Source organism: Methanococcoides methylutens, assembly GCF_000765475.1.
Classification (GTDB): Archaea; Halobacteriota; Methanosarcinia; order Methanosarcinales; family Methanosarcinaceae; genus Methanococcoides; species Methanococcoides methylutens.
Window position 1 is genome coordinate 158097 of sequence record NZ_JRHO01000009.1, and the last position, 25714, is coordinate 183810.

26 protein-coding genes and 1 tRNA gene are annotated in these 25714 nt (G+C 42.9%); 17 read left to right on the plus strand and 10 right to left on the minus strand.

What is annotated here, in order from left to right; genetic code table 11:
* Positions 1 to 47 precede the first annotated feature (47 nt).
* The 7 genes from ftsZ to rpl12p all read left to right on the plus strand — a co-directional run bounded on the left by ftsZ (position 48) and on the right by rpl12p (position 4816).
* Positions 48 to 1151, plus strand: coding sequence for a cell division protein FtsZ (gene ftsZ / locus LI82_RS03190; RefSeq protein ID WP_048193498.1), 1104 nt, complete (start codon positions 48 to 50; stop codon positions 1149 to 1151).
* A gap of 200 nt (positions 1152 to 1351) precedes the next feature.
* A complete protein-coding gene (locus LI82_RS03195) occupies positions 1352 to 1549 on the plus strand; it encodes a protein translocase SEC61 complex subunit gamma (protein ID WP_048193499.1) in 198 nt (65 codons plus the stop codon).
* A gap of 4 nt (positions 1550 to 1553) precedes the next feature.
* On the plus strand, positions 1554 to 2012 hold the full coding sequence (locus LI82_RS03200) for a transcription elongation factor Spt5 (protein WP_048193500.1): 459 nt from the start codon (positions 1554 to 1556) through the stop codon (positions 2010 to 2012).
* A 65-nt stretch (positions 2013 to 2077) separates the two neighbouring features.
* Complete coding sequence (locus LI82_RS03205; protein ID WP_048193501.1) at positions 2078 to 2566, plus strand: 50S ribosomal protein L11; 489 nt, start codon at positions 2078 to 2080, stop codon at positions 2564 to 2566.
* Between the two features lie 234 nt (positions 2567 to 2800).
* Positions 2801 to 3442: a 50S ribosomal protein L1 gene (locus LI82_RS03210; protein WP_048193502.1), complete on the plus strand. Its 642-nt coding sequence runs from the start codon at positions 2801 to 2803 to the stop codon at positions 3440 to 3442.
* Positions 3439 to 4464 carry a 50S ribosomal protein L10 gene (locus tag LI82_RS03215; RefSeq protein ID WP_048193503.1) on the plus strand — a complete coding sequence of 342 codons (1026 nt, stop codon included), beginning with the start codon at positions 3439 to 3441 and terminating at the stop codon, positions 4462 to 4464. Before LI82_RS03210 ends, LI82_RS03215 begins: the two co-directional genes overlap by 4 nt.
* 46 nt (positions 4465 to 4510) lie before the next feature.
* Entirely contained in the window at positions 4511 to 4816 is a 306-nt protein-coding gene (gene rpl12p / locus LI82_RS03220) for a 50S ribosomal protein P1 (protein ID WP_048193504.1), read from the plus strand.
* Positions 4817 to 5008: 192 nt separating this feature from the next.
* Here rpl12p and LI82_RS03225 read toward each other — a convergent pair whose 3' ends face one another.
* Together LI82_RS03225 and LI82_RS03230 are read right to left on the minus strand one after the other, a co-directional pair.
* A complete protein-coding gene (locus tag LI82_RS03225) occupies positions 5009 to 6031 on the minus strand; it encodes a DUF7544 domain-containing protein (protein ID WP_048193505.1) in 1023 nt (340 codons plus the stop codon).
* Between the two features lie 43 nt (positions 6032 to 6074).
* Positions 6075 to 7682, minus strand: a complete 1608-nt coding sequence (locus LI82_RS03230; protein ID WP_052402698.1) for a DEAD/DEAH box helicase — start codon at positions 7680 to 7682, stop codon at positions 6075 to 6077.
* A 327-nt stretch (positions 7683 to 8009) separates the two neighbouring features.
* On the opposite strand from LI82_RS03230, the gene LI82_RS03235 reads away from it, so the two are divergent.
* The 3 genes from LI82_RS03235 (at position 8010) to LI82_RS03245 (ending at position 12177) form a co-directional block, all read left to right on the plus strand.
* On the plus strand, positions 8010 to 8984 hold the full coding sequence (locus tag LI82_RS03235; RefSeq protein WP_048193506.1) for a radical SAM protein: 975 nt from the start codon (positions 8010 to 8012) through the stop codon (positions 8982 to 8984).
* Between the two features lie 255 nt (positions 8985 to 9239).
* The gene (locus tag LI82_RS03240) at positions 9240 to 11156 is read left to right on the plus strand and encodes a sodium:solute symporter family protein (protein ID WP_048193507.1); all 1917 of its coding nucleotides are present in this window, start codon (positions 9240 to 9242) and stop codon (positions 11154 to 11156) included.
* 109 nt (positions 11157 to 11265) lie between these two features.
* Entirely contained in the window at positions 11266 to 12177 is a 912-nt protein-coding gene (locus LI82_RS03245) for a DUF5803 family protein (protein WP_048193508.1), read from the plus strand.
* Positions 12178 to 12219: 42 nt separating this feature from the next.
* Here LI82_RS03245 and LI82_RS03250 read toward each other — a convergent pair whose 3' ends face one another.
* The 3 genes from LI82_RS03250 to LI82_RS03260 all read right to left on the minus strand — a co-directional run bounded on the left by LI82_RS03250 (position 12220) and on the right by LI82_RS03260 (position 15019).
* A complete protein-coding gene (locus tag LI82_RS03250) occupies positions 12220 to 12966 on the minus strand; it encodes an MBL fold metallo-hydrolase (RefSeq protein WP_048193509.1) in 747 nt (248 codons plus the stop codon).
* 6 nt (positions 12967 to 12972) lie between these two features.
* Entirely contained in the window at positions 12973 to 14265 is a 1293-nt protein-coding gene (locus tag LI82_RS03255; RefSeq protein WP_048193510.1) for an ATP-binding protein, read from the minus strand.
* Positions 14266 to 14425: 160 nt separating this feature from the next.
* On the minus strand, positions 14426 to 15019 hold the full coding sequence (locus LI82_RS03260; RefSeq protein WP_048193511.1) for a DUF5817 domain-containing protein: 594 nt from the start codon (positions 15017 to 15019) through the stop codon (positions 14426 to 14428).
* Between the two features lie 90 nt (positions 15020 to 15109).
* Here LI82_RS03260 and rimI point away from each other — a divergent pair, with 90 nt between their 5' ends.
* Positions 15110 to 15535, plus strand: a complete 426-nt coding sequence (gene rimI / locus LI82_RS03265) for a ribosomal protein S18-alanine N-acetyltransferase (protein ID WP_048193512.1) — start codon at positions 15110 to 15112, stop codon at positions 15533 to 15535.
* A gap of 11 nt (positions 15536 to 15546) precedes the next feature.
* On the opposite strand, the gene uppS is transcribed toward rimI, so the two are convergent.
* Together uppS and LI82_RS03275 are read right to left on the minus strand one after the other, a co-directional pair.
* Positions 15547 to 16206, minus strand: coding sequence for a polyprenyl diphosphate synthase (gene uppS, locus LI82_RS03270; RefSeq protein WP_048193513.1), 660 nt, complete (start codon positions 16204 to 16206; stop codon positions 15547 to 15549).
* 66 nt (positions 16207 to 16272) lie between these two features.
* Entirely contained in the window at positions 16273 to 17460 is a 1188-nt protein-coding gene (locus tag LI82_RS03275; RefSeq protein ID WP_048193514.1) for a redox-regulated ATPase YchF, read from the minus strand.
* 137 nt (positions 17461 to 17597) lie between these two features.
* On the opposite strand from LI82_RS03275, the gene LI82_RS03280 reads away from it, so the two are divergent.
* Positions 17598 to 17669 (plus strand) — tRNA-Arg (locus LI82_RS03280).
* A gap of 884 nt (positions 17670 to 18553) precedes the next feature.
* Here the strand turns inward: LI82_RS03280 and LI82_RS03290 are convergent.
* The 3 genes from LI82_RS03290 to LI82_RS03300 all read right to left on the minus strand — a co-directional run bounded on the left by LI82_RS03290 (position 18554) and on the right by LI82_RS03300 (position 20142).
* A complete protein-coding gene (locus LI82_RS03290; RefSeq protein ID WP_081955717.1) occupies positions 18554 to 18694 on the minus strand; it encodes a zinc ribbon-containing protein in 141 nt (46 codons plus the stop codon).
* A gap of 187 nt (positions 18695 to 18881) precedes the next feature.
* The gene (locus LI82_RS03295) at positions 18882 to 19469 is read right to left on the minus strand and encodes a hypothetical protein (RefSeq protein ID WP_048193517.1); all 588 of its coding nucleotides are present in this window, start codon (positions 19467 to 19469) and stop codon (positions 18882 to 18884) included.
* A gap of 139 nt (positions 19470 to 19608) precedes the next feature.
* Entirely contained in the window at positions 19609 to 20142 is a 534-nt protein-coding gene (locus LI82_RS03300; RefSeq protein WP_048193518.1) for a hypothetical protein, read from the minus strand.
* 329 nt (positions 20143 to 20471) lie between these two features.
* Here LI82_RS03300 and thsA point away from each other — a divergent pair, with 329 nt between their 5' ends.
* The 5 genes from thsA to LI82_RS03325 all read left to right on the plus strand — a co-directional run bounded on the left by thsA (position 20472) and on the right by LI82_RS03325 (position 25701).
* Entirely contained in the window at positions 20472 to 22118 is a 1647-nt protein-coding gene (gene thsA / locus LI82_RS03305; RefSeq protein WP_048193519.1) for a thermosome subunit alpha, read from the plus strand.
* A gap of 587 nt (positions 22119 to 22705) precedes the next feature.
* Positions 22706 to 23263: a biotin transporter BioY gene (locus LI82_RS03310; RefSeq protein WP_048193520.1), complete on the plus strand. Its 558-nt coding sequence runs from the start codon at positions 22706 to 22708 to the stop codon at positions 23261 to 23263.
* Between the two features lie 48 nt (positions 23264 to 23311).
* The gene (locus LI82_RS03315) at positions 23312 to 24121 is read left to right on the plus strand and encodes an ATP-binding cassette domain-containing protein (RefSeq protein WP_048193521.1); all 810 of its coding nucleotides are present in this window, start codon (positions 23312 to 23314) and stop codon (positions 24119 to 24121) included.
* Positions 24106 to 24930 (plus strand): ATP-binding cassette domain-containing protein, encoded by an 825-nt coding sequence (locus LI82_RS03320; protein ID WP_048193522.1) that lies wholly within the window; start codon positions 24106 to 24108, stop codon positions 24928 to 24930. Before LI82_RS03315 ends, LI82_RS03320 begins: the two co-directional genes overlap by 16 nt.
* Positions 24931 to 25701 (plus strand): energy-coupling factor transporter transmembrane component T family protein, encoded by a 771-nt coding sequence (locus LI82_RS03325; RefSeq protein WP_048193523.1) that lies wholly within the window; start codon positions 24931 to 24933, stop codon positions 25699 to 25701.
* The last annotated feature ends 13 nt before the right edge of the window (positions 25702 to 25714 follow it).

Sequence of the window (25714 nt, forward strand, 5' to 3'; positions counted from 1 at the left end):
AATTCCAATAATACATTTGATCATTTTGCTATAGTGGAGAATATGTTATGAAATCCATAGTAGAAGAGGCATTGGCACGATCTGTAGAAGAGAAACAAATTCGTTCCAGCGTCCCGGAACAGAATGACATAAATGCGGAACTCGAAGCGATGCTTAGAGATCTGCAGACGAACATCAAGGTCATTGGTTGCGGCGGCGGCGGTTCAAACAGTGCTCAGCGCATGGCGCAGGAAGGCATCAAGGGCGCAGAACTTGTTGCAATAAACACGGATGCACAACATCTTTTGAATGTTTCTACCGAGAGCAAGATCCTTATCGGCAAGAAAAAGACAAGAGGTCTTGGTGCTGGTAGTCTGCCGCAGATCGGCGAAGATGCTGCTCTTGAAAGCATTGATGAGGTGCGTGGGATCGTAGATGGCACTGATATGGTGTTCATTACTGCAGGGCTTGGCGGTGGTACCGGTACAGGTTCCGCTCCGGTTGTTGCCGAGGCTGCACGTGATACAGGTGCTTTGACAATTGCCGTGGTAACTCTTCCATTCGCTGTCGAAGGTCAGGTAAGGCGCACAAACGCCGAGGCAGGACTTGAAAGGCTCAGGGATGTTGCAGACACTGTTATCGTAGTTCCTAATGACAAGCTTCTTGAGGTTGTCCCAAGATTACCATTACAGGCTGCTTTTAAGGTCTCTGATGAGGTTTTGATGAGAGCTGTGAAAGGTATTACAGAGCTTATTACAAAACCTGGTCTTGTAAACCTCGACTTTGCTGATGTAAGGACCGTCATGCAGAACGGTGGCGTAGCAATGATAGGTCTTGGTGAGGCTGACGGTGAGAACAAGGCTGTGGAATCTGTCCAGAAAGCATTGAGAAGTCCTCTTCTTGATGTGGATATTTCCGGTGCTACTTCCGCTCTTGTGAATGTTGTAGGTGGTCCGGATATGACCATTGCAGAAGCAGAGAGCGTTGTACAGGAAGTCTACAGCAGGATCGATCCAAATGCAAGGTTGATCTGGGGAGCACAGGTGGACCCTGAGCTTGAGCACTCTGTCCGCACGATGCTTGTTGTAACAGGTGTGAAATCTCCACAGATCTATGGAAGTGGAAGTTCCCAGAACGTTACTCGAAAATATGGCATTGATTTCGTAAAATGAAAAGGAGTTATCTCCTTCTCTTTCTAATTTGAACCAAATTGTTTTTGTGGGGTTCAATCGAAAGGTATTTTATATAGTACGTTATTTAAACGCCCCTAGAATTTATAGTCTGATCGAGGTGTTGGTACTCTTAATTTGGTCAACCCCGGTCAATCATATGTAATATACTGAAACTGGTTGTGAGAAGTTTGGCAGGTAATATGTTTGAAGCGCCTAAGATAAACCGTAATGTCGGTCAAGTCCTTAAGTCATACCTGAGGGTATTGAAATTGTCCAAGAAGCCTTCAAGGGAAGAGTTCCTCATGATCTCTAAGGTTGCAGGTGCCGGTATTTTGGTAGTAGGTTTTGTTGGTTTCATTATCTATGTACTGCTGACGGAAGTGCCGAAGTGGGTGTAACTTTATGAGTGAAGATGCCGCTATATTTGTTGTTAAGACAACTGCGAATCAAGAGCGTTCAGTTGCCGGGATGCTGGCTCAGGTTGCCAGGAAGGATAATCTCGACATAAGGGCTATAATTGCTCCGGATGAGCTTAAAGGGTATGTACTTCTGGAATCGTCAGATTCTGGTGCTGTAGAACAGGCTATTCAGACGGTTCCTCATGCAAGGACCGTTGTTAAAGGCCAGTCCAGTATAGCGGAGATCGAACATTTCCTTACACCAAAACCAACCGTCACAGGTATTGTGGAAGGTGCGATCATCGAGGTAACCTCCGGTCCTTTCAAGGGCGAAAAGGCACGTGTAAAGCGTGTTGATGAGGGTCACGAGGAAATAACGGTCGAGTTGTTCGATGCTGTTGTACCAATACCTATAACTATACGTGGTGATACTGTACGGATACTCAGGAAGGAAGAATCCTGATATGTACCGCATGATTATATTCATTAACTAAAACTAAATTTATAAAATTAAAAAGGTGAATCTTAATGGCAAGTGTTGTAGAAGCCTTGGTTCCTGGAGGTAAAGCAAATCCGGGCCCTCCACTTGGTCCAGCATTGGGACCTCTTGGTGTAAATATCAAAGATGTGATCGATAAGATCAATGACAAAACTAAAGATTACAATGGAATGCAGGTTCCTGTTAAGGTAATTGTCGGTGATGACAAGAATGTCGAGATCGAAGTGGGTACTCCACCAACATCCGCATTGATCCTTAAGGAACTGAACATTGAGAAAGGCTCCGGTGAATCCGGTACTGTCAATGTTGGTGATCTTTCAATTGCACAGGCTGCAAAGGTCGCTCGCATGAAGAAAGACGATATCCTTTCCTATTCCCTCAAGGCTGCAGTTAAAGAGGTCATGGGTACATGTGTGCCAATGGGCGTTACTGTAGAAGGTCTTGATCCAAGGGAATGCCAGAAAGCTGTTGATGAGGGCAAGTTTGACGAAGCTCTTGCAGCAGAAGCTTGGAATTAAGGATCGATCTCTGATCTTAGTATCAAATGAACTGGTCGGCCGCTCAGGCTGACCGATAAGTTTAAAATAATTGCTTCATTATTGAAGTGCTCGTAATTGAGATGAAAATCTCCTTACTTTAACCGTAGTAGGCCGTAGCGGTCGCATCGGTTGGCATGCAATCTCGTGTGCCCGCCGGATACGGGGTCTGACCCTGTATCTGAACATTTGTTCATTAACTACGGGAGGAATAGAATGGTAGAAGAGACTACTTTAAATCTAGTAAAAGAGTTAGTCGAAGGGTCCCCTGAACGTAAGTTCTCTGAAAGTGTGGATCTGGCAATTAACTTAAAGAACCTCGATATGAGTCAACCCAAGAACCGTGTGGACGAAGAGATAAATCTTCCCAATGGTCTTGGAAAATCCCTTAAGATCGCTGTTTTCGCAAAGGGTGAAGTTGGACTCAATGCTAAAGATGCTGGTTCAGACTATGTTCTGACCGAAGAGGATATCAAAGAACTTGGCGAGGATAAATCCAAGGCAAGAAGTCTTGCAAATGAGTGCGACTTCTTCATTTCAGAAGTGCAGTACATGCCTCTGATAGGTAAGACCCTCGGTGCAATTCTCGGTCCTCGTGGAAAGATGCCTGTACCTTTGACACCTGATAAGAACGTCGCAGATCTTATCAACAGTACGAAGAACTCTATTCGTATAAGATCAAAAGACAGACTTACGTTCCACGTATCAATTGGTCGCAGAGACATGGATGTCGAAAAGCTGGCAGAGAACATCGAGACAGTTCTGAGCAGGGTCGAGCAATCACTCGAAAAAGGTAAACATAACCTTAAATCGGTCTATGTTACGACTACTATGGGTAAATCTGTGAGGTTGGTATGATGGCAGAACTTCACCACAGTGAACATATCCCTAAATGGAAGAAAGAAGAGGTCGAGGATATCAAAAATCTCGTCACATCATATCCATTATTAGGTGTTGTGGGTATTGGAGGCATTCCTGCAAAACAGCTTCAGGCAATGAGAAGGAGCCTTAAGGACGTTGCTGTCCTGAAGGTGTCCAGAAACTCTCTCATAAGAAGAGCACTTGATGAGTCATCCGATGATATCAAGAAAATGGATGATTATGTTGAGGTTCAGACTGCACTGATATTCACAGAAGAGAATCCTTTCAAACTTTACAAGTTGCTTGAGAAGAGCAAGAGTCCTTCCCCTATCAAAGGCGGAATGGTCACTCCTAATGATATTGTTGTGGAAGCAGGTCCAACAAGCTTCCCACCAGGACCTATACTGGGCGATATGCAGGCTGCAGGAATTCCTGCTGCAATCGACGGCGGTAAGGTCGTCATCAAGGAAACCAAGGCAGTTGCAAAGGCCGGAGAGGTCGTATCCCAGAAGCTCGCAGCTATGCTTACAAGGCTGGAGATCTATCCACTTGAAGTGGGTCTTGATCTTAGGGCAGTTATGGAAGAAGGATCGATCTTCACTCCTGATGTACTCGCAATTGATGAGGAACAGATCTTCGCAGACTTCGTACAGGCTACTCAGCAGGCATTCAACCTGTCTGTCAACGCAGTGTACCCAACAACTGAAAACATCAGCACATTACTTGCAAAAGCAGCTTCAGAATCAAAGAATGTTGCTATCAACGCTGTGGTATTCGAGCCGGATGTCATGGATATCCTGCTTGGTAAGGCACAGGGCGAGATGATGTCTGTTGCATCCGCTGCATCCGCTAAGGATGAGGGCGCAGTTGACGATGAGCTGAAAGAGGCACTTGGCGCAGCTGCATCAGCAGCACCAGTTGAATCTGCAGCTGAAGAAGTCGTTGAAGAGAAGGAAGAAGAAAAAGAAGAGGAAGAAGAGGGCGGCATGGCTGCTGGTCTTGGAGCACTCTTTGGATAAACTACTATTAAAAAATTAATATTAATAACATAAAAGGTGATTTACAATGGAATACATATACGCAGCACTTTTACTACACAACGCTGAGAAAGACATTACAGAAGAAGCAGTTACAGCAGTACTCACTGCAGCTGGAGTAGACGTTAACGATGCACGTGCAAAGGCACTTGTCGCAGCACTCGAAGATGTTGACATCGCAGACGCAATGGCAACCGCAGCATTCGCAGCACCTGCAGCAGCAGCACCTGCAGCAGCAGAGGCACCAGCAGCAGCTGAAGAAGCTCCTGCAGAAGAAGAGAAAGCTGAAGAAGAAGAGAGCGGCATGGCTGGTCTCGGAGCACTCTTCGGATAATTTCTTTCAAAACGATACTCGCATCATGCGGGTATCACCAATCTTTTTTTCTTTACTCACGTTCAATTTATAAATACTTAGACTGTCTTGTTTTACTGTTTGATCTCTCTCTCAGGACTATCGGTAGTCAAAAATCGAATAGATCCTTATGGGCAATCATAAACTTATTTTGAAGTAGCTGCCCAATGATCCTTAATTCTCATCGGCAAGCTCAAAAAATGGGATTGTGGTATCCTTACTCCATTTTTCAAGAAATACCAGCATGTGATATTTCATAAATACATGCAATGGCATGATTCCCATTATTGAGAAAAGTATCAACAATGCTATTTCTATGGCTGCAAATGGCGCAAGGATCAGCCATATGATACTCTGCTGAATGATCTCTGAAAGTGCAAAGTATATAATACCATCAATTAACAGGAAGAGCAATACTGGCATCAACATGAGGAGGAGTATAATGATTCCGAATGCAACCCCACCTCCGGTCCAGAGGATGAATCTTCCGAACCAGTAAGCTATCATCTGTTTCCAGTCCTGCCTGAATGTTGCCACTACTTTTTCCAGGGCCTCAATTATCCCAATTTCATCATACATCGCAATGGGGACGCATAGGTAGATAAAAGAGTATATAATGGTACTAAATATCCATATTATCAATATGATTGCAACAAGGCTCATTCCTCCTGCAATAAGCATGGGCATGAAACTTGTAGCTGGGTCATTGATCATCTGAATGATCAGGGGTAGTGCTGCCATTATGAATATGGCAAAGAAACCTATTGCCAGAACAAAGCGTATTATGAAAAGGTTCAGTCCCATCTTCATGTATCTTTTAGAGGATTCCCATAACCTAACATCATTTTTTGTGATGGATTCCACAAAAACAAAATCCATTACTGATGAGATATACCACAATATCAGGATAAATAGTCCGATAGATCCTACAATTGCAATTATCAATGGCAGGTCGGGGGTGGATGTTATCTGGTCAACGAATCCATTTCCATTTGGAATGTAAGAAAAAGGGAGGTCTGGTAAGTCACTGTTGCCTGTGTTGGGTGTTGAACCGTTGTAGCCTGAACTTCCTCCTCCGCCTGCTAAGGCGACGATAATCGCAAGTTTCAGCCACTTTTTTAGATCGAACGGTTCCAGCAGGCATTGTCTCGTTCTTCTGAGAGCTTCGCCTACTGCATTTACTACAAACCAGTCCATAAAAAGAACTAATGATGTTTATATAAAAAGGTGACCGATAAGGTCACTCTGTCTTTCTTTTAACTCCGGTTCTCTTCTTAAATCCGGTGCGTGCGCCGGATTTTTTGGATCCGCTATATCCTTCTGATCTCTTTGAATCCCTGCGACCTTCTGATCTTCCTGAGCCTTCGCCACTTCTTGGCTTAGATCCGCCATATCCTCCGGACCTTTTTTGACCTCCGCGTCCTTCTGATCTTCCTGAGCCTTCGCCACTTTTCGGCTTAGATCCGCCATATCCTCCGGACCTTTTTTGACCTCCGCGACCTTCTGATCTTCCTGAGCCTTCACCACTTTTCGGCTTAGATCCGCCATATCCTCCGGACCTTTTTTGGCCTCCGCGACCTTCTGATCTTCCGGAGTCTTCATCACTTTTTGGCTTAGATCCGCCATATCCTCCGGACCTTTTTTGACCTCCGCGTCCTTCTGATCTGCGACGTCCACCGGATTTTTTGAAGCTGTTCCTGTCATGACGTTTATCTTTCTCGTCCTTTATGACTACCCTTTCAACATCAGGTACAACTTCCTTTGTGATTGTGAACTTGCGGTGGTGCCTCACGAGCTTTTGGAAAGCATCTGCCTCTCTGTCTGTCAAAACGTTGATGACCTTTCCTTCCTTGCCTGCTCTTGCGGTTCTGCCTATTCTGTGTACATATTCATTAACATCATCAGGGATGTCATAATTGTAGACATGTGATACATGGGGAATGTCCAGACCACGAGCAGCAACATCTGTACAGACAAGTGCATGTGCTTCACTTGAATGGAACTTGTGGAGTGTGCTCTTTCTTTTTGCCTGAGTGTGACCACCATGTATAGCGATCGCATCAATGTCATTTTTCCTGAGGTTCTTCTGGACGAAGTCTACATTGCTTCGTGTGTTACAGAAAACCATCACTAATCCTGACTTCTCTTTTTTCAGGAGGTGGACAAGCAGGGAGAATTTAATGGGTTTTGGAACATCATAATATACCTGTTCAAGCTTTTCAGGGTCAACATGTGCTTTTGCAAAGACTTTCTGGGGCTCGTTCATGTACTTGCGTGAGAGATACTTTATGTCCTTGGAAACAGTTGCTGAGAAAAGCAAAGTTTGTCTTTCTTCCGGACACTCTTTAACGATATCTTCAACATCATCGATGAATCCCATGTCAAGCATTCTGTCTGCTTCATCAAGGACCAGCATTTCCACATTGTCCAGGTCTATAGTACCTCTTCCAATATGGTCAAGAAGTCTGCCAGGTGTTGCAACAACAATATCTGCTTTTTCAAGTTGCCTCATCTGTGGGCCAATTGCAACTCCACCGTAGATTGATGCAATTTTTAATCTCTTGTGACGGGAGAACTCTTTCAGTGAGTTATGGACCTGCTCTGCCAGTTCCCTTGTAGGGGTAAGGACCAGAGCCTTTATTCCCCTTCCAGTCTCAATTTTCTGGATAATGCCACATCCGAATGCGAGTGTTTTGCCGGATCCGGTAGCTGCTCCTCCAATTATATCCTTTCCTTCAAGGATAAGAGGAATTGCCATTGACTGAATCTCCGTAGGGGCTTCAAAATTCTTTTCTTCGATTGATCTTAGGATCGCTTCTTCGATCCCTAGGTTTTTAAATGATTCCATGATGATTACCTGTTAATATATATCTAATTCTTAAAAGAAGAAGAGCAACATCTTTGTCTCTCGTTCTTGGCAAATCCCCACCGGAAATCTTGTTAGAAATCATTTTTATATTAATTATGATGGGGGTTTTTAACCGATTTCGTTTCAGATGCCCTTTCATGAATCTTTCTGCTTATAAACATTGTCCTATAAGAAGCAAAAAAAGGAGCTTTGGAAACATCCTTTCAAAAATATAGTAGTATAGTATATACCGGACAAATGCTAAGTTTTATCAATACCGATGGAAGATATAGTGCACCTTTATGAGCATTCGATCAAAGAGTAACCATGTCTAAATTTTCTCCCACCCTCGCAGCACGTGCGATCTGGCAGATGAGAGTACGAAAGCGACCTTTTGTTCTCTCACACGCGGTCAATTCGAAATGTAACATGAGCTGTAGCTTTTGTGAATACTGGAAGAAGCCGGGGGATGAGATGAGCCTCGATGATATTTTCAGGATGCTTGATGATGCTCACTCTTTCGGCATTGGGGCCTATAATGCCTGGACGGTCGAACCTCTTCTTCGGGAAGACCTGCCCCGGATCCTTGCGTATGCTAAAAAACTGGGCATGATCACGTCCCTGATAACTAACGGGAAATTGCTGAAAGAAAGGATAAATGACCTTGATGACCTTGATTATCTTTCTGTTTCTGTGGATGGGACAAAAAGCTACAAAGAGATACGTGGCATTGATTTTGAGATAATACTGGATGCCATTATGGCTGTCAGGGACAAGCTGAAAAATCATCTGTTGATGAACTGCGTTATCAGTGGTAAGAACCTTGATGACATCGAAGAACTTATCCAGCTGGCACAAGACATCGATGTGAAGATATCATTTGAGCCTTTGTATGAGTTCAGGGGGATCAAAGAGGATGTCTGGGGCAATATGGGCATTCGTGATATGGAAAAATACCGATGTAAGGTCGATCGCATAATCGAGATGAAAAAGGCTGGTTATCCAATTATAAATTCACTTACCTATCTAAAAATGATAAAAGAGCTGAAAAAGGGATATAATTGCCATGTCAATGATCTGATACTGGATGTTACTGCAGATGGTTCTATTGAGAACTGCCGTATTCACAGGGAGCCTTTAGGTAATGTGGAGGACGGTATCGTCAATGTGTGGAAAAGCTCAAAAGTTCGTCAAAAGGAATTGACAGAAAATTGTGAAGGATGCTTCTTCTTTGGTTATGTTGAAAATAGCCTGATGTATGATCTGAATCTCGAGGTTATACAGCATTATGAGTGGATGTGATCTTTTCGAATAATGTCCATCTCATCCTGATATTTCATTATGTAAAATGTCGAAGATATCATCCTGTTTTCAAATGATGTTCTTCATTCATTTGATGTATTTTGGAAAGGTCAGACCGTTTTTATTTTTGAAAGAGTTTATATATTAAACCAAATATGTCCTTAGTACTCTTTAATAGGAATATGTTATTTGGTTCATTTCAATAATTTAGAAATACATTTTGATAAATGAAATAAATTATTTTGAGGTTTAATCATGGATGGTTATCAATTGTTTATGGCAATGCTTGCAGTCTACCTTTGTGGACTGATCGGCGTTGGTTGGTACTTTACAAAAAGACAAAAAACAGTAACTGATTTCTGGCTTGCCGGTCGTAAGATCGGTATGATAGGGATTGGATTCTCATCGGCAGCTTCATGGCTGACAGCTGGTGGAATATTAGCCGTAATAGGATTTTTCATGCTACTTGGAATGGGTTCCATATGGGGTTTCGTAGCACCTAACATTCTTGCATTGCTTATTATTGCTATATTCGTGAAAAGGATCAAACACCTTCCTGCTATCACACAGGCAGAGCTTCTTGAGCAGAGGTACAGTTCCGCACTCCGTGCTCCTGTGGGAATTATTATCACGATAGTGATGATACTTTTCGCAGTTGCTGACATCAAGGGATTTGCTCTTGTACTGGAGATATTCTATGGGCTTGACCCGATATATGCAGCTTTAATTGTTGCTCTTGCAGTATCTGTGTATGTTACTCTTGGTGGTTTGCACGCTGTTGTCTGGACTGATGTTGTCCAGTTCGTGTTCCTTTCCATATTTGCAATTGTAATGGCATTCCTTGCAGTTGATTCAGCTACCTCTACGGTTGCTGGTATTTCAACAGCATCCGATCTTTTCTCCGGAGTTCCTGGTGATTGGTGGAATCCGTTCATCATCGGTATGCCGATGGTACTGATCTTCGTCTTTGCAATCGTTCCTGGATGGATCACTGAACAGGACCCATGGCAGAAGGTATGGGCAGCTAAGGATTCAACTTCCGCAAGGAATGGTCTGGTCCTTGGTTCACTTCTAATCACTATCGTATTTGCTGCATGTGCAGTTATTGCGATCGGATTGAATGCATTGTACCCGGAGATCGCAGCAGCAGGTTTCCCAATGGGGATGGCTCAGGCAGAACCTGCATTACTGACCTACATAGTCAGTACTTTCTCACCTTTGGTGATCGGTCTTAGTGCAATTGGTCTTGCAGCAGCTTCAATGTCCTGTGCTGATACCTTTGCTACATCCGGTGCATCATGTATCTCACGTGATATCTACCAGAGATTCGTAAAACCTGATGCAACAATGAAGCAGATGCTTGCTATCAACAGGCTCAGTGTCCTCTTCGTGGTCGCTGCAGCAACTGTGGGCTCCTTCTTCATTAACAGTATCATAGATGCAATTCACATTGCAACCTTCATTGCAAGTGCATCTTACTTCTTCCCTCTTATGGGCGGGCTTTACTGGAAACGTGCTACAAAGGAAGGTGCATTGGCAGCTCTTCTTGTTGGTGCTATTGCACAGATATCCTTCACTGTCTATGATCTTTCAATGACCGCACCTATGGCTCCGTCATATCTTGAGACTGTACACCCGATCCTCATGAGCCACGGTGTCATTGTTGGAATGGCATTGAGCGGAATTGCATTCTTTGGTGTCTCATTTATGACAAGGCCATCCCACATTGTCAACCTTGCTCCATTCTTTAAGGAAGCAGCAGAAGAGCTGGCAAGTCACGAGGCACAAACAGTGGATGAAAAGAGTGCAGAGTACCAGAAATTCCTCAACAATGTCGATGCGCAGATCACAGGTGAGCGTGCACACCTTCATTTGAGACTTGAAGGCTCTGCAACAGTTAACTGGACTAAATTCGTTGACCAGCTAAAAGAATCCTATCCTGCATGGGTCACACCAACAGGCATTGATTCTGTGTACAGGTTGATCCAGGCTGACATGCTTGCATGTGTTTCCATCACACGTGGTGAAAGCGAGAAAGATATCTGGTTTGCGTCCGAGCCACCTGTAGATTCTGTTGAGATGCAAAAAAGGGAACTTTTCATTGCATACAAAGAGGTTGCAGCTGCTCTTGAAGAGACCGGTGTTCTCCTCATAATGGCAAACAACGAGTAATTTTTAAGTTTCACTCCCGTTCTTCGGGAGTGCTATCTCTTTTTTTTCAATAACCTTTTTTACCAATGGGACCCATTATTTTTTTGATAAACTGTTTGTGATGTGTACAATGAATAAACAAATTATAACAGTAGTACTTCTCTTTGCCCTTGCGATAATGGCATCAGGCTGCATCGATGAGCTTGTGCCTGTGGACGAAGAAGTGGCACCAGCTGACCTTTCTATATATGAGCTGGAGGTCTTTAACGATCCTGCAGACGATGGTGGTTTTGTTAATACGACTACGTTCTATCTTGCAGATAACGGGTCTGCAAATGTTGTTCATATGATCGTGAACGCTTCTGTTATTGAAGTCATACCTCTGGAAGATATGCTGAACCCGAACAAGGAACCGATCTCAAATATTGTGATCCTTGCAGGTAGCTCAAATGATACGGAACCGTCCTTTGAAACATTTGAACGACTTTCAACATCTTCAGTAGAGGATGTGCCGGTTTTTAATTACACCATGGATGATGAGGTTCTCCGCGGGCAAAAACACATCTACATAAGGTTCAATGAGAGCATCACAGGCATTGTGGCCTACAATCTGGCAACTCCCAGTGGACAGGATTTCATGTATGTCCCGGCCCATGATTCTGCTGTGAGGTTTGTTTTGCCGGAAGGATATACTACGGGGAATCCCTTTGTGGGAAAAGTGAGCCCTGAACCTGCAGAGAGATACTTCGATGATCTCGACAGGGAAGTTCTTGTGTGGTATAATCTGCGTGCAACGCCCGGTTCATTTACAGAAATGGCAAGGGATTTCCTGAAAGTTGAGGTCTCTGATGAAGATTTTCCATATAAACCAATAATCGTCAAGTTCTATAAGGAATCCGCTCCACGTATGCTTCTGATAGGCACAAGTATCCTTGGTGCAGGCGTGCTTATAGTCCTTGGAAACTACCTTTCAACAAGACGAAAACTTCGGAAAACGCGTGAATTGATCGAAGAAGGCTTTGATCAGAAAAAGAAAAATTGAAATTAATAATGAAAATAAATGAGGTCTGGTGTAGGTCCTATCTCAGAATGTAAATTCCATTCCGTCATATCCTAACGGGTATGTTTCGGATGCCTCTTTGTGAGGTTTAAAATAATGGCTCAGGTGTGTCATAACGACCTCCTTTGCCCTGATATTTTCAGCCATTTCCAATGCTTCTTTTGCATCCATGTGCTTCTTTACATGGAATCCTACATCATCGGGTATTATGGCATCCACTATGAATAGGTCGGGTTCCATAATAAGTTCAAGGCTATTCTCCGGTATGTTGTTATCAGTATCACCACTGATGACAACCTTTTTTTCACCTTCACATATCATCACGCCGATGGCTCTTTCCACAGGTGGGTGATTCACTTCGAAGAGTGTGAATTCAAGTCCAATGAGATCAAAAGTTTCGCCGGGGTGGATGTCATGTCTCCTTGGTTTTAAAAATGAGACATAATCAAGTATGTAGTCCAGTGTTTCGGTCACTCCGTAGACATCCACATGGCTCTGAACGCGGTGGAACTCGCCAAAACCGGTGTAATGGTCATAATGGCCATGTGTCCAGATGACTCCGTTAATATGCCGGATCCCCTTGTTGAGCATCTGTTGTCTCATGTCCGGGCTTGTATCAATAAGAACTCTGCCTTCATCGGATTCCACAAGGACTGAAAAACGTGTGCGGTTACTTTTACCTCCGTTGCGGGCATCCGTGCATGTCCGACAATCGCAGCCGATAATGGGTGTGCCGGGTGCATCACCTGTTCCAAGGAGTGTTATCTTCATGGGGTTTTAGAAACCCCCGGTATTGACAACATATTCATCGGATTTTATGTGAGCGCGCTTGTTGAACCTGTTCACCGCTTCTGTTAGGTCCTGCTGATTTATGCTGGTACGCTCTTCAACCAGTGCATTGAGCACACTTTCGCGGATTACCATACGCAGGTCTGAACCAGAGTATCCTTCGGTGAGCGGTGCAATTCCTTCCGTGTTGAACTCGCCTTCTATTTCCAGGGTGACAATGTCGAGGATCTCTTTCCTCATTTTCTCGTCAGGAAGCGGGAAGTCCATAATCTCATCGAACCTTCTCCATGCTGCAGAGTCCAGCATCCGGGGATGGTTCGTAGCGGCCATCAAAAGGACGCCATCATTGGTCAGGCTGATCTCATCAATGGCCTTGAGAAGGGTATTGACTGCTCTCTTTAAAGCTGCATGTTCATCTGATGCCCTTGTTTTGGCGACGAAATCGAATTCATCTATGAAAAGTATGCATGGGCTTAAGCGCTTGGCAAGTGCGAATACCCTGTCGATGTTCTTTGCTGTTTCACCAAGGTACTGGTCTGTTATCATGGAGAGCTTGACTTCCACAAATGGTATCGAAAGACGCTCTGACATCGCCTTTGCCACAGAGGTCTTGCCGGTTCCGGGTGGTCCTACAAGGAGCACCTTTCCGATATCATACAGGCCGATGCGTTTGAGATAATCTCTGTACTCAATGGCCTTTACTATTTTTTCGACCTCTTCTTTCTGCTCTTCTGAAAGAACAAGGTATCTCATAGGTTGAACAATGTCCTCCGGGGCCATAATGTGCACCAGTTTGAGCATGTCCTCTCCTGTCTCTTCTTCGGAGATCTCACTGATAAGGGACTCGATCCATTCCCTGTCGACCTCTTTAGGTCTTGTTGCAGCACGTGCTTTCTCATAGCTGGCCCCAGTCACATTCTTCTTTTCTTCAAAATAGTATGCAAGTGCTGGATTTAGATCTATCCTTTCAGAAGCATTTTCCTGCTTCTGGAACCAGTCAGCAGCAACATCAAAGGATGTGAATTTCATCTTTGAGGTGAGTTCATCGATATCCAAAAAAGGAAGGGTGAATACCTGTCCTTTAATCTCCTCGATCCCAAAGAGCTTTTTTATGTCCGATCGGGAAACGCTGATGGGTTTTGGGACGCCTTTTTGCGCACGGCTCCAGTAGTTCTTCCTGATTTCCTTTGGAAGATCATTAACATCCATTTCCGGATACTTGTTGTATATTTCTGCTGTCAATAGAAGTTCTACAATGTCAAGGGTTGTCGTGTCGGACATGTTCTTACCTGTATAATGGGAATAATTTGATAACAATTTGATAAATGATTTGTATGCTCATGTTCCTGAGCAGTTCAGTGAACCATACGATTATGTGGTTCTTTTAGATATAATTTATGTGTTTGGCCCCGATCGAATGTTGCGTTCCCTCTCTTATCTTTCATGGGACAACTCTAACATATCCTTTTTTTGGGAAATAGATGTCTCCCTTCTGAAGCAGTTTTTCCAGTGTTCTCTCAAAGATCTCCTCATCAAGTTCCTGCCTGCGCGCATGGTCTTGAAGTTCGGCCCTCTGCATTTCACTCTGTGCTTTTTCAAGGATGGATAATATCGTCCTTGCCGGGTCCTTTTTTTTAGGTCGTTTTGTGGCAGGTGTATATGTTGTAGGTGTTTGAATTGCAGTATCGTCTGTTTCAGCTGGATGTGTGGAACTTTTTAGCATGTTGAGTTTGGCTTTGTGGTCCTTTGTCTGGAACTTCAAGCTCGTGTCCTCTTCTGTAGGGTCGGATGTAAAAGTTGAGAACGTGTTCCTGTCCGACATTGTGTCATATCCTTCTCCAAGTATCTTTGCCTGCAGCTTAGTGCGTACTGCAATGGCATCTTCAAGGACATCTGTTGTGTGGAATATCCTCAATTTCCTTGTCTGCAATGTAGCTCCGCATCGCTGGCACCTTGTTGTCTTTGCTCCTTTCTGCTCTATCAGCTGTGCTGATCTTCTGCACTTTGGACACACTATGACTGAATAAACTGGCATCACTGACTGGTTGTACAGTCTTGTATAAGTATAGCACCCTGCAATGATATAGCCTTTAATTTATCACCGATGATGTCATAACTCCCTCACATGATACGGGTAGCTACAAGATCGGATATTCCTTCGATCGTAGAGATCGAGAATCTTTCCTTTGACGCTCCATGGTCTTCAAGTGTGTTCCGGTCCTACGCATATTATCCTGGTTTTATTGTCCTGAAGTCTGAAGGTGTTATTCTTGGATATGCTGTTCTTGTGGTCATTAAAAGGGCTGCACATCTGGCAAGTATTGCAACCCATCCAAAGTATCGAAGAATGGGGGTCGCAACGGCTCTTCTCGAAGGGTGTATAATTCTTGCAAAGGAGAATTCGTATCCTCTCATCCGTCTGGAGGTAAGGGAGAAGAACAATGATGCTCAGAAATTCTATCTTTCGAACGGGTTTGAGATGAAAGGGGTCATTCCAAATTACTATCCGGATGACAATGCCATTATAATGGAGCTGGATCTGGAATGTTGACCATTCGTTGATCATTTCCCGAAGCGACGCTGCCTCTTCTGGAAATCCCGTATAACTCTTAACAGGTCTATTTTCCTTAGGTCGTGCCAGTTGACATCTGTAAAATAAAGCTCAGAGTATGCGGATTGCCAGAGCAGGAAATCTGATAGGTGCTTGCCACCGGCACGTATGATCAGGTCGGGCTCTTCCTGGACCAGAAGGTGACTCTCAATGACATTCTCATCGATCTCTTCTGGTTGTATCTTTCCATTCTTCACATCTGAAAGGATCGAATTGATGGCTTTTGTGATCTCTGCTCTTCCTCCGAATCCCACTGAAATGTGAACCGTGAGCGAAGTTCCTTCACGTTTTTCTTTGAGGTTTCCGTTTTCATCGTATATGAAAAATCCCACATCATCTGTAAGTGACCTTAACATTTCCTGCATGCCTGTCGTAAGCATGGATGTCATCTCGATCTGAATCTCTTCTTTTGTATCCAGTACATCAATGTAAGCACTGATGGTAGCGATGCCAAGCTTTTTGCACCATGTTATAAAAGACCTGAAGTTATCTTCGCCTTTCTGATCAAGCAGGTCGGATCCTGAGAGTATTATTGTTATATGTTCTGGTATCTGCTCTGGTGAATTGTTCACCTGGTCGAGCAGATATCTTTCATATAGGGTTCTTATCATAAACGCCATCTTGTAATGTTTGTTCTTTCAAATGATGTTTAATGAATGATGGTCACTGGCCAGTGATCATTTGGCTGTAGAGACGATCTTGACAACATCGCCATCTTCAAGTTCGTGCTTTTCTCCAAGTCTCATTTTTGTTTTCCCGTCCACTGCATAAAGGAATCTGTCCCCGATATCACTATGTACACGGTAGGCAAGGTCGTGGGCTGTGGACCCTTTCTTCATGAGGAACGCGTCAGGCAACATCCTGTCGTTCTTGTCAGACCATTTTCCTTCATCTTCTACCGGGTATACTACGATCAGGTCGAGAAGGTCAAAGACTGCCCTGTTGATGCACTCCTGTATGCCGCCTCCGCCGGTTCCGATCTTGTCCATGAGGTCCTTGAGGCTGTCCAGGCCTTTTTTCTGTGCATCATTTATGTCCTCGGAGACTATTTCAAAGTCATCATCTCCCGGGAGGTAGTTTATGATCTCATTCTTTGCAGCTGATCTTAATGCAAGCTCTGCAGCAGCACTGGTGGGTACCACTATAAGGTCGAGATCATCGAGGTTCTTGGCGTTTTCCTCAGGTGCGATATCGATCTTGTTGGCAGCTATCATTGTGGGTTTGCTGATGGCACGGATGGCATCACAAAGCTTGACCATTTCCTCATCTGTCCACTGAGTGCATTCACCTGGCATGTCGCAGCAAAGAAGTGCTTCGTGTGCCTGTGATTCATTAACTCCGGCACCCATCAGCTGATCAGATATGACCTCTGACATTTTGAGTCCCTCTGCTTTGATCTTCCGTGACAGCTTTTCCCAGTTACGTTTGAGAATACCAGTCATCCACATGGTGATCTCACGGTTGAGGAAATCCACGTCCTCAAGGGGGTCGTGCTCCCCGATGTCCACAGGATTCCCTTCTATATCCGTGGCTCCGGCTGCATCAATTACATGAATTATTGCCTGTGCCTGCCTGAGCTCATCAAGGAAAGCATTCCCCAGACCACGGCCCATGTGTGCATCAGGCACAAGGCCGGCTACATCTATCATTTCGATCGGTACGAACCGGATCCCATCCTGGCAGTTGCCACATCGCTTATCTTTCTGCGTACATGGGCACTCCACCCTTACGTATGTTACACCCCTGTTAGCATTGATCGTGGTGAACGGATAGTTTGCGATCTCCACATCTGCGAGGGTAGCTGCCTTGAAAAAAGTTGATTTACCTGCATTTGGTTTTCCTGCAAGGCCTATGGTCATTGACATGCTTTACACATCATCCTTGAAGCATTTAACTTTTATTCATGATGAGTTCCCATTTGGCATGATGTCGATCAAATCAAATATTCTCCTGACCAGTAATATTTATATTGCAGTAAGTTATTTAGGAGTCTGTCCAACGTGTCCTGGTAGGGTAGAGGATATCCTTGGGGCTTGCGGAGCCTTAGACCCGAGTTCGATTCTCGGTCGGGACGTACCAATTAGGGTTTGACACCCGGACGCTTTGCAAAGGTTAGATCTTAACTAACCTTTGTGGACTTCTTTTTATGAGCATTTTCGATGATGAAGCTAATCTCACACCCGGAGTGCCGCATCAGTCTTCTGATTAACCGGATGAATGGAATAACTCATTTTCAAGTTCAGTAACGTTCTTTTTGCCGAAGGTGAGCGCCGAATATTTAGACCTTTTTACAAATCGATAACATTAGAACTAATAACTGTTTCAATCAACAGTACCACATAGCTATATGTTTTTCGACCTGATGTAGTGGAAGTATCAGGGTAAACAAGTCAAAATGAAGAAATGTCCTGAATTATGACGATCCCGGAAAGAATAAGAGAACAAGAAGTAAAATAAGACTCCATGATATGGATTCTTATTAATGACATTTTATGAATGAATGTGAAAATTAATCGGATTCCATTAACATCGAGAAAACATCCTAACTCTCTTTTGAAACAGATGAATTGCAAGTCCCCCGATATGATTTAAATACAGCAAAGGTAAGATTGATGACATCGACATCAAATCCCATCAGTTTCAATGTAATAAACATTTTTTTAATCCCTCCGAAACTAAAACGAACTCCATCAGGAAAGGAAATGTGCATCATACGTAAGCACAAAGCAATTTGATGAGGCCTCGAACGTTGTGAGATGTATTTAGCAGTTCGTTTAAGTACGACATCATCAACTGGGACTTCATTTGGTGAATCTAATGCTATCATATATATGTGTTCTCGCAATTCCTGATTGTATCGCTTTTATGAAGATATGTTAAAATTAAAAAAAGGATATTGAAATATCCTTTAAATTGTTTCAGTAATTCTGTTCCTCTTTCAAACTCCTAAGAAAGTTATCAATTCTTCCTATATTCGGTTTTACCACATTTTGGACATGGGGGGAGTCTGTCGCTATTATCATCCAGTACAACTTCCTGACCACAATTTGTACATATATATGTACCCTTGCCCGGTTTTTCTCCAGTATTGTATACCATGTTTTCACTCCTAAAAACACCTGTTTAAGAAATATTTTTAAGTATCTGTTACAGGTTCTTTTCAAGTTTATGAGTTATGCGCCACTATATAAATTTATCTAAAATGAGTTGTTGAACTACATTTATTGTACTTTCGTAATTCTTCAATGTCTGTCGTATTATTTAGGAATGTTAAGATTTGATAGATTTATTCATTACGTGGAGAAATACTTTCAACCTGAGTATCTAAGATTTGTTTCATTAAAATAAAGGAGAATTTGACACCTTCTTTTTCGGTTAAAATATCTTTCATATATATTTTTGAATTATCATATTTTTGAGGGAAATTGATACTTAAATAAGTCATTCGACTTTTATCTGGTTCCCAGAAACGATATTTTACTTCTGTCTTTCCTTGAAAATCTGAAAGGAATTTATCGATAAATTGACCTTCTCTTTGCCAATTGATTAAAGATTTTGTAATGTATAATTCATCCCAAGTATCATAAAATGGAAAATGTGCAATAACATTCCTAATAAATCTAAATAATTTACTTCCAATTACTGATTCCATAGGTGGACGAGATTTTTCAATATGTTCAATTACCCACTTTATGGGTTTGTAGTTTAATAATTCGGCATATACTGCAAATCCATCTTTAATCCTAGAAAATCTAAGTTTTGAATCTTTTTCAAAAAAAGAGTCATCCATTATTTCCTCAAATACATCATAAAATCGATTATATGCTAAATTCAAAAACTCTTTTTCTGAATCATTTGGTCTCAATTCTTTCATAGCTTCCACCCTTATTTTAGTCAAAATATGCACTATCGTTCATTTGCCTATTCCTTCATTTTTATGAAGTATTGTCTTGATAGGTAGCATTTGTATTTAGTTAAGGCTTGAACTATTTTGCATAAAAGGAAGGAACAATTTATTCTATCAATTCACTTAATTTTTCATCTAGTTTATCGCTATCATCAAACACAATATTTTCCATCTCAATGAACAAGACGATATCATCTTTGTTATCTATCGTTAAAATTTCATTGTCTTCCATCCCTTGATTATGATATGGATATCGGGCACGTTGTTTTGGTTCATAGTCATCTGGAAGTTGATCATGCAGCATAACTACAAAATCACCTATTTTAGATTTTAGTTTTGTGGAAGCCAAATATTGATATTTGTGTAAATTGTCAAATATCTCTAGTTTTTCTGAAGCAAATGTTATTGTATTTGGTAGGCTATTTTGATTCACATTGAGATGTTCATCAGTTTCACACAAATCAAAAAAAGCCGACAATGGTAAGTAATAATCTTCAAGACGGCTTTTGATTAGATTTATCTGCTGATTCTTTCTTGATTCTTGTAATAATATATGCGTAGAAACAGCATACCAAATTGTAATACCAGCAAGAACAACGGTTGCAAAAGCTGTAATTATGTTAGTGTATTCATCTAGCATAATTAAAATATGATAAGATTTGTTATAAACTTCTTTTGGAAATTTGCTTATATTGGTCTTTGTTTATTTCTTTCCACTCTCCTTATTATATCTGTCAAAAATGTGTATTCTTGCAATTCTCTTATTCCGTCAAAATATGAAGGAATGTTAAAGATAGGATAAATTCGGTTTGCTAACTTTAGATATTAACCTCTTTGGAAAAGTATTTTTATTTAAGCTACTTTATGCTATCAACCAGTTATACTTATATAGAAGTTCATTCATCTAGAACGAACAGATTGAGTACATAATGTGTAAATCCAATCTGCATTTCAAAATAATTAAAATTAATTTATCAATGCTATTTAGGAGGGCTAAATATCGTACCAAATGGAAGTCAAAGTATCCGCGGCAGGGATGCTCAGAGTATTAATATCCTTGCAGGAAAGGCCGTTGCAAATTCAGTTCGCACAACACTTGGTCCAAAGGGAATGGACAAGATGCTTGTGGACTCTATGGGAGACATCGTCATAACCAACGATGGAGCTACCATTCTGAAAGAAATGGACATTCAGCACCCAGCAGCTAAGATGATCGTCGAAGTGTCCAAGACACAGGATGATGAAGTCGGGGACGGAACAACTTCCGCAGCCATCCTTTCAGGTGAGCTTCTCGCAAAGGCAGAAGAGCTTATTGACAAAGGCGTTCACCCAACTATTATATCTGAAGGCTACAGGCATGCTGCAATGAAATGCCGTGAGATCCTTGAGACCATCACAATCGACGTAACTCCTGAAGACACAGAAGCTCTCATGAAGATCGCAGCAACTGCTATTACAGGCAAGGGCGCTGAGGCATACAAGGAAAAACTCTCCAAGCTTACTGTTGATGCAGTTAAATACGTAGTCGAAGAGGAAGATGGTTCCTTAGTGGTCGACACTGACAATATCAAGGTCGAAAAGCGTGCAGGTGGTAGTATCACAGATTCTGACCTTGTGGAGGGTCTTGTTATCGACAAGGAACGCTCCCATCCAAACATGCCTGAAATGGTCGAGAATGCAAAGATCCTTCTCGTAACCTGCCCTATCGAGTTCAGAAAGACCGAAATGGATGCAGAGATCAAGATCACCTCCCCTGACCAGATGCAGATGTTCCTGGACCAGGAAGAGAAAATGATGAGGGAGATGGCTGAGAAGGTAATCAACAGCGGTGCAAATGTTGTATTCTGCCAGAAAGGTATCGATGATATGGCACAGTACTACATCGAGAAAGCTGGAATTTACGCTGTAAGAAGGGTAAAGAAGAGCGACCTTAAGAGGCTCAGCAAGGTTACCGGCGGCACACTTATCCAAGACCTCGATGAGATCGTACCTGGGGACACAGGAACTGCAGACCTTGTAGAGGAAAAGGAAGTCAGAGGCGCAAAGATGACCTATGTGACCGGATGCCAGAACAACAAGGCAGTAACAGTACTCCTTCACGGTGGAACCGATCATGTAGTAGCTGAACTTGAGCACGCAATGCACGATGCTATTCGTGTAGTCGGAGTTGTTATTGAAGATGGTAAGGTCGTAGTGGGTGGAAGTTCACCTGAGATCGAACTCTCATTAAGGCTCAGTGAGTACGCATCCACTCTTAAGGGAAGGGAGCAGCTTGCAGTCAGCAAATTTGCCGAAGCTCTTGAGGTCATTCCACAGACACTTGCAGAGAATGCAGGTCTTGACCCGATCGACATATTGGTCGAACTACGTTCCCAGCACGAGCAGGGCAACAAGAACGCAGGTCTTAATGTCTACACCGGCGACGTTGTAGATATGTGGGAGAACGATGTAATTGAACCACTTCGTATCAAGACACAGGCTATCAACGCTGCAACCGAAGCTGCTGTCATGATCCTCAGGATTGATGATATAGTAGCATCAAGTGGCGGAGCAGGAACTCCGGGTCCAACACCTGGTATACCTGATGTTGACCTGGACATGGACGCCGCATACTGAGTTCAATTCCTTAATTACTTAATTACTAACTCGTGTCGGGTTTCCCGACACAGTTCTCTTTTTATTATTGATCTTCTTTTGTCTATGTAGGATTCTTAATTTTTGGACAATATTCTAAGAAAATATTATAGGATTTGTTATGCCCTGTTGGAATATGGTCCTGGTTCCAGTCCATTGGTGTTGGTCATGATAGTTCTTCTTTAAAAGCAGAATCTGTTTTTAGATTTGTATTATAATAATTATTACCATGACATTCTAAATTCATTCAATATGTTCATATACTATTAATGTACTATTATATTTCAATGACCATACTACGATTCGCGATTTCGTGGTACGGTCTGAAAAACGAAAGTGTGGTTGTGGTTCTGCTTGGTGGTGGTTCTACGATATTATGGATATTTTTGGTAATTTTTAGTTTTCTTTCATCCTCTCTGCCTTTGAGCATTTCAATTTCCTTTCCTCGGTATCGTGGAAATTTTCTAACAAACTAAAACACGACATTGGCATGCCTGTCTAGATTGTTCGCCTGGAATACTCGTTTTTTAAGGGTAAAGTATTTATCAACCGTAAACCAGTTAGAAAATATGGTTAACAACAATACAAATACTTCTATCTCATCGTCCCTTCCTGCGACCGATATCAGAAAAATGGTCTATGCGTCCCTATTTGCGGCATTGACTGCCATTGGGGCCTACATCACTATCCCGCTTGGCCCGATCCCGTTCACCCTTCAGGTTGTGTTCGTCCTGCTGGCAGGTGCAATGCTGGGAAGTAAATGGGGTGCAATAAGTATGACAGTTTATACTCTGCTCGGAATTGCCGGCCTTCCGGTATTTTCAGGCGGTGCTTCAGGTCTCGGTGTGATCCTTGGTCCTACAGGTGGTTACATCATTGGTTTTATCGCAGCAGCATTTGTTGTGGGATTCCTTTTTGAAAAGAACAGGACTGAAAAGGTTCTTTTCAATGCGATCTATGTTCTCGTGGGGTCAGTTGTGATCTATACCTTCGGCCTGACTCATCTGATGCTTGTTGCAGATATGTCCTTCATGCAGGCGATCACTGTAGGCTTTCTTCCTTTCATTGGTGGGGCTCTTGTAAAAATAGTAGTTGCTGCATATATTGCTACCAGCTATAAGATATAATAAAAAATTCAATAGCTCAATACACCAAGCTCGGTAGATCGATAAGCCATGATAAGGTTTGAAGGAGTAAGTTACAGCTATCCGGATGGTTACCTGGGACTCAACGGGATCGACCTCCAGATAGAAAAGGGAACGTTCACTACGATAATAGGTGACAATGGTAGTGGAAAGTCTACTCTTGTACGTCACATGAACGGGCTCCTTAAGCCTTCACAAGGCACTGTCTCAGTATGTGGAATGCAGACTTCCTGTTCCGGGGATATTTGGAAGATTCGCCAGATGGTCGGAATGGTATTCCAGGACCCTCATTCCCAGTCTGTGGGCGCTACTGTGGAAGAAGATGTTGCTTTTGGTCCGGAGAACCTGGCACTTGAGCGTGAAGAGATCCGCAGTCGTGTTTCTGATTCTATCCTTGATGTAGGTCTTGAAGGCTTTGAAGAACACCTGTTGATGAACTTAAGTGGCGGACAGTTGCAAAAGACAGCACTTGCCGGTGTGCTGGCCATGGAGCCTGAATATCTTGTGTTCGATGAGGTCACATCAATGCTGGACCAGGACTCCCGGTCTCAGGTACTGGAAATCGCACTGGAGCTTAACAGGATGGGGAAGACCATTGTCTATGTGACCCATCATATGGGAGAGGCTTTTGCATCAGACCGTGTCATTGTGATGGAGGGTGGGTCAATTAGCATTGATGGGTCCCCTGCAGATGTGTTCCGTGAACTTTACAATTCCGGAAGCCGTATACCTCCTCTCATGGAGCTCGTGTTCAGGCTTCAGGATTCCGGAATACTGGATAAGGGTGTGCTGCCTCTGGATCCAAATGCTCTAATGGAGGAGCTATGTCGATCGATGTGAAGAGCCTGTGCTTTTCTTACGGGGAAGGAAAAAATGGGAGTCAGGTCCTTAGCGACATCTCATTTTCCATCGATGGCAGCGAGTCTGTGGGAATTGTTGGTAAGGTCGGATGCGGTAAGACTACTTTGATAAAGCATCTAAATGGCCTCCTTGTGCCGGACTCCGGAAATGTTCTCGTTGATGGTCTGCTTTCTTCTGAAAAAGAAGTGTGTAAAAAAGTAGGCATTCTTTTCCAGCACCCTTCGAAGCAATTGTTCTGCAATTCCATCTTTGAAGATATTGCGTATGGTCCGAAGAATTTCGGGGTAAGTGGGGATGAACTTGATGGTTGTGTTCATAAAGCTATAAGGGAGGTAGGTCTTGCTGAGGAAATACTTGAAAGATCACCTTTCAGTTTGAGTGGTGGTGAGATGCGCCTTGTTGCTCTTGCAGGTGTCTTATCCTCATTTCCGGATTATATTGTTCTGGACGAACCTACTTCCGGCTTAAGCAGCAGTGGAAAAGCTAATCTTTTCAGGATACTGGACTCTTTGAAAATGAATGGTGTCGGAATTGTACTTGTATCTCATCAACTGGAAGGCGTACTTGATGCTGTGGACAGGCTGATCTATCTGGACGATGGAAAAGTTGCATTTGAAGGAACGCCTTCGGAATATCTTGTATCTATGCCTTCGCCGGTACCACAGGTCACAGAACTTATGAGGGGATTGAAGAGATCCGGTATTGATGTGAAGGATGATATCTTTTCCGTAGATCACGCCTTTGAGGAGATCTATGCTGCCTGGGCAAAAAAAAGGAGTGTCCTCTAAATGGCAGGGCCACTTTTCTCCTATGTGGGGGGAAACTCTTTTCTCCACAACATGGACCCTCGGGCGAAGATAATCTCTGTGATGTGCCTGAGTATTTTGATATTCAATGTTTCCGTGCTGTCTCATCTGTTCGTTCTGGCAGTTCTTTTTGTGATGCTGACAAACATATCAGGCGTGAGCATATCCCTGGCTATACGATCCCTCCGTCCAATGGTCATCTTCTTTGGTTTTATTTTTCTTATCCATCTGTTCTTTACAGACGGAAATCCGATATTTTCTCTTGCCTTTTCACCAACATACGAAGGCCTTGAAAAAGGGGCAGTTGTTGCCGGTCGTTTCATCCTGTTGATCCTATTTGGTTCCCTGCTAACTTCCACCACAAGACCGGCTTTGATAACCAGTGGGATAGAGCACTTGCTTCGTCCTCTTCCTTTAAGAAAATTGGGGACCACTTCTTTTGAAGTGGCGACAATGATGTCACTGGCAATTTATTTTGTTCCACATCTGCTGTGGTATGTGGGGCAGATCAAGGATGCTCAGATGTCTCGCGGGTTGAAGTACGGTCATCATCCTGTATCTGGAATGTTATCTCTGGCAATACCTGCTTTGAGAGGTTCAATGCGTATGGCTGATGATATTGCACTGTCAATGGAGTCCCGTTGCTATCAGGGGAATTATCGCACATCGCTCTTTGAAATGAAAATGGCAACATCTGATCTTCTTATCTGTGTCTTCGTAGTTTTTGGAACAGCGCTAATTTTATATGCATGAGCACATGTTCATA

Coding starts and splice junctions, on each gene's coding strand:
- ftsZ (WP_048193498.1), top strand. CDS start 48: ATGAAATCCATAGTAGAAGAGGCATTGGCACGATCTGTAGAAGAGAAA.
- LI82_RS03195 (WP_048193499.1), top strand. CDS start 1,352: ATGTTTGAAGCGCCTAAGATAAACCGTAATGTCGGTCAAGTCCTTAAG.
- LI82_RS03200 (WP_048193500.1), top strand. CDS start 1,554: ATGAGTGAAGATGCCGCTATATTTGTTGTTAAGACAACTGCGAATCAA.
- LI82_RS03205 (WP_048193501.1), top strand. CDS start 2,078: ATGGCAAGTGTTGTAGAAGCCTTGGTTCCTGGAGGTAAAGCAAATCCG.
- LI82_RS03210 (WP_048193502.1), top strand. CDS start 2,801: ATGGTAGAAGAGACTACTTTAAATCTAGTAAAAGAGTTAGTCGAAGGG.
- LI82_RS03215 (WP_048193503.1), top strand. CDS start 3,439: ATGATGGCAGAACTTCACCACAGTGAACATATCCCTAAATGGAAGAAA.
- rpl12p (WP_048193504.1), top strand. CDS start 4,511: ATGGAATACATATACGCAGCACTTTTACTACACAACGCTGAGAAAGAC.
- LI82_RS03225 (WP_048193505.1), bottom strand. CDS start 6,031: ATGGACTGGTTTGTAGTAAATGCAGTAGGCGAAGCTCTCAGAAGAACG.
- LI82_RS03230 (WP_052402698.1), bottom strand. CDS start 7,682: ATGGAATCATTTAAAAACCTAGGGATCGAAGAAGCGATCCTAAGATCA.
- LI82_RS03235 (WP_048193506.1), top strand. CDS start 8,010: ATGTCTAAATTTTCTCCCACCCTCGCAGCACGTGCGATCTGGCAGATG.
- LI82_RS03240 (WP_048193507.1), top strand. CDS start 9,240: ATGGATGGTTATCAATTGTTTATGGCAATGCTTGCAGTCTACCTTTGT.
- LI82_RS03245 (WP_048193508.1), top strand. CDS start 11,266: ATGAATAAACAAATTATAACAGTAGTACTTCTCTTTGCCCTTGCGATA.
- LI82_RS03250 (WP_048193509.1), bottom strand. CDS start 12,966: ATGAAGATAACACTCCTTGGAACAGGTGATGCACCCGGCACACCCATT.
- LI82_RS03255 (WP_048193510.1), bottom strand. CDS start 14,265: ATGTCCGACACGACAACCCTTGACATTGTAGAACTTCTATTGACAGCA.
- LI82_RS03260 (WP_048193511.1), bottom strand. CDS start 15,019: ATGCCAGTTTATTCAGTCATAGTGTGTCCAAAGTGCAGAAGATCAGCA.
- rimI (WP_048193512.1), top strand. CDS start 15,110: ATGATACGGGTAGCTACAAGATCGGATATTCCTTCGATCGTAGAGATC.
- uppS (WP_048193513.1), bottom strand. CDS start 16,206: ATGATAAGAACCCTATATGAAAGATATCTGCTCGACCAGGTGAACAAT.
- LI82_RS03275 (WP_048193514.1), bottom strand. CDS start 17,460: ATGTCAATGACCATAGGCCTTGCAGGAAAACCAAATGCAGGTAAATCA.
- LI82_RS03290 (WP_081955717.1), bottom strand. CDS start 18,694: ATGGTATACAATACTGGAGAAAAACCGGGCAAGGGTACATATATATGT.
- LI82_RS03295 (WP_048193517.1), bottom strand. CDS start 19,469: ATGAAAGAATTGAGACCAAATGATTCAGAAAAAGAGTTTTTGAATTTA.
- LI82_RS03300 (WP_048193518.1), bottom strand. CDS start 20,142: ATGCTAGATGAATACACTAACATAATTACAGCTTTTGCAACCGTTGTT.
- LI82_RS03310 (WP_048193520.1), top strand. CDS start 22,706: ATGGTTAACAACAATACAAATACTTCTATCTCATCGTCCCTTCCTGCG.
- LI82_RS03315 (WP_048193521.1), top strand. CDS start 23,312: ATGATAAGGTTTGAAGGAGTAAGTTACAGCTATCCGGATGGTTACCTG.
- LI82_RS03320 (WP_048193522.1), top strand. CDS start 24,106: ATGTCGATCGATGTGAAGAGCCTGTGCTTTTCTTACGGGGAAGGAAAA.
- LI82_RS03325 (WP_048193523.1), top strand. CDS start 24,931: ATGGCAGGGCCACTTTTCTCCTATGTGGGGGGAAACTCTTTTCTCCAC.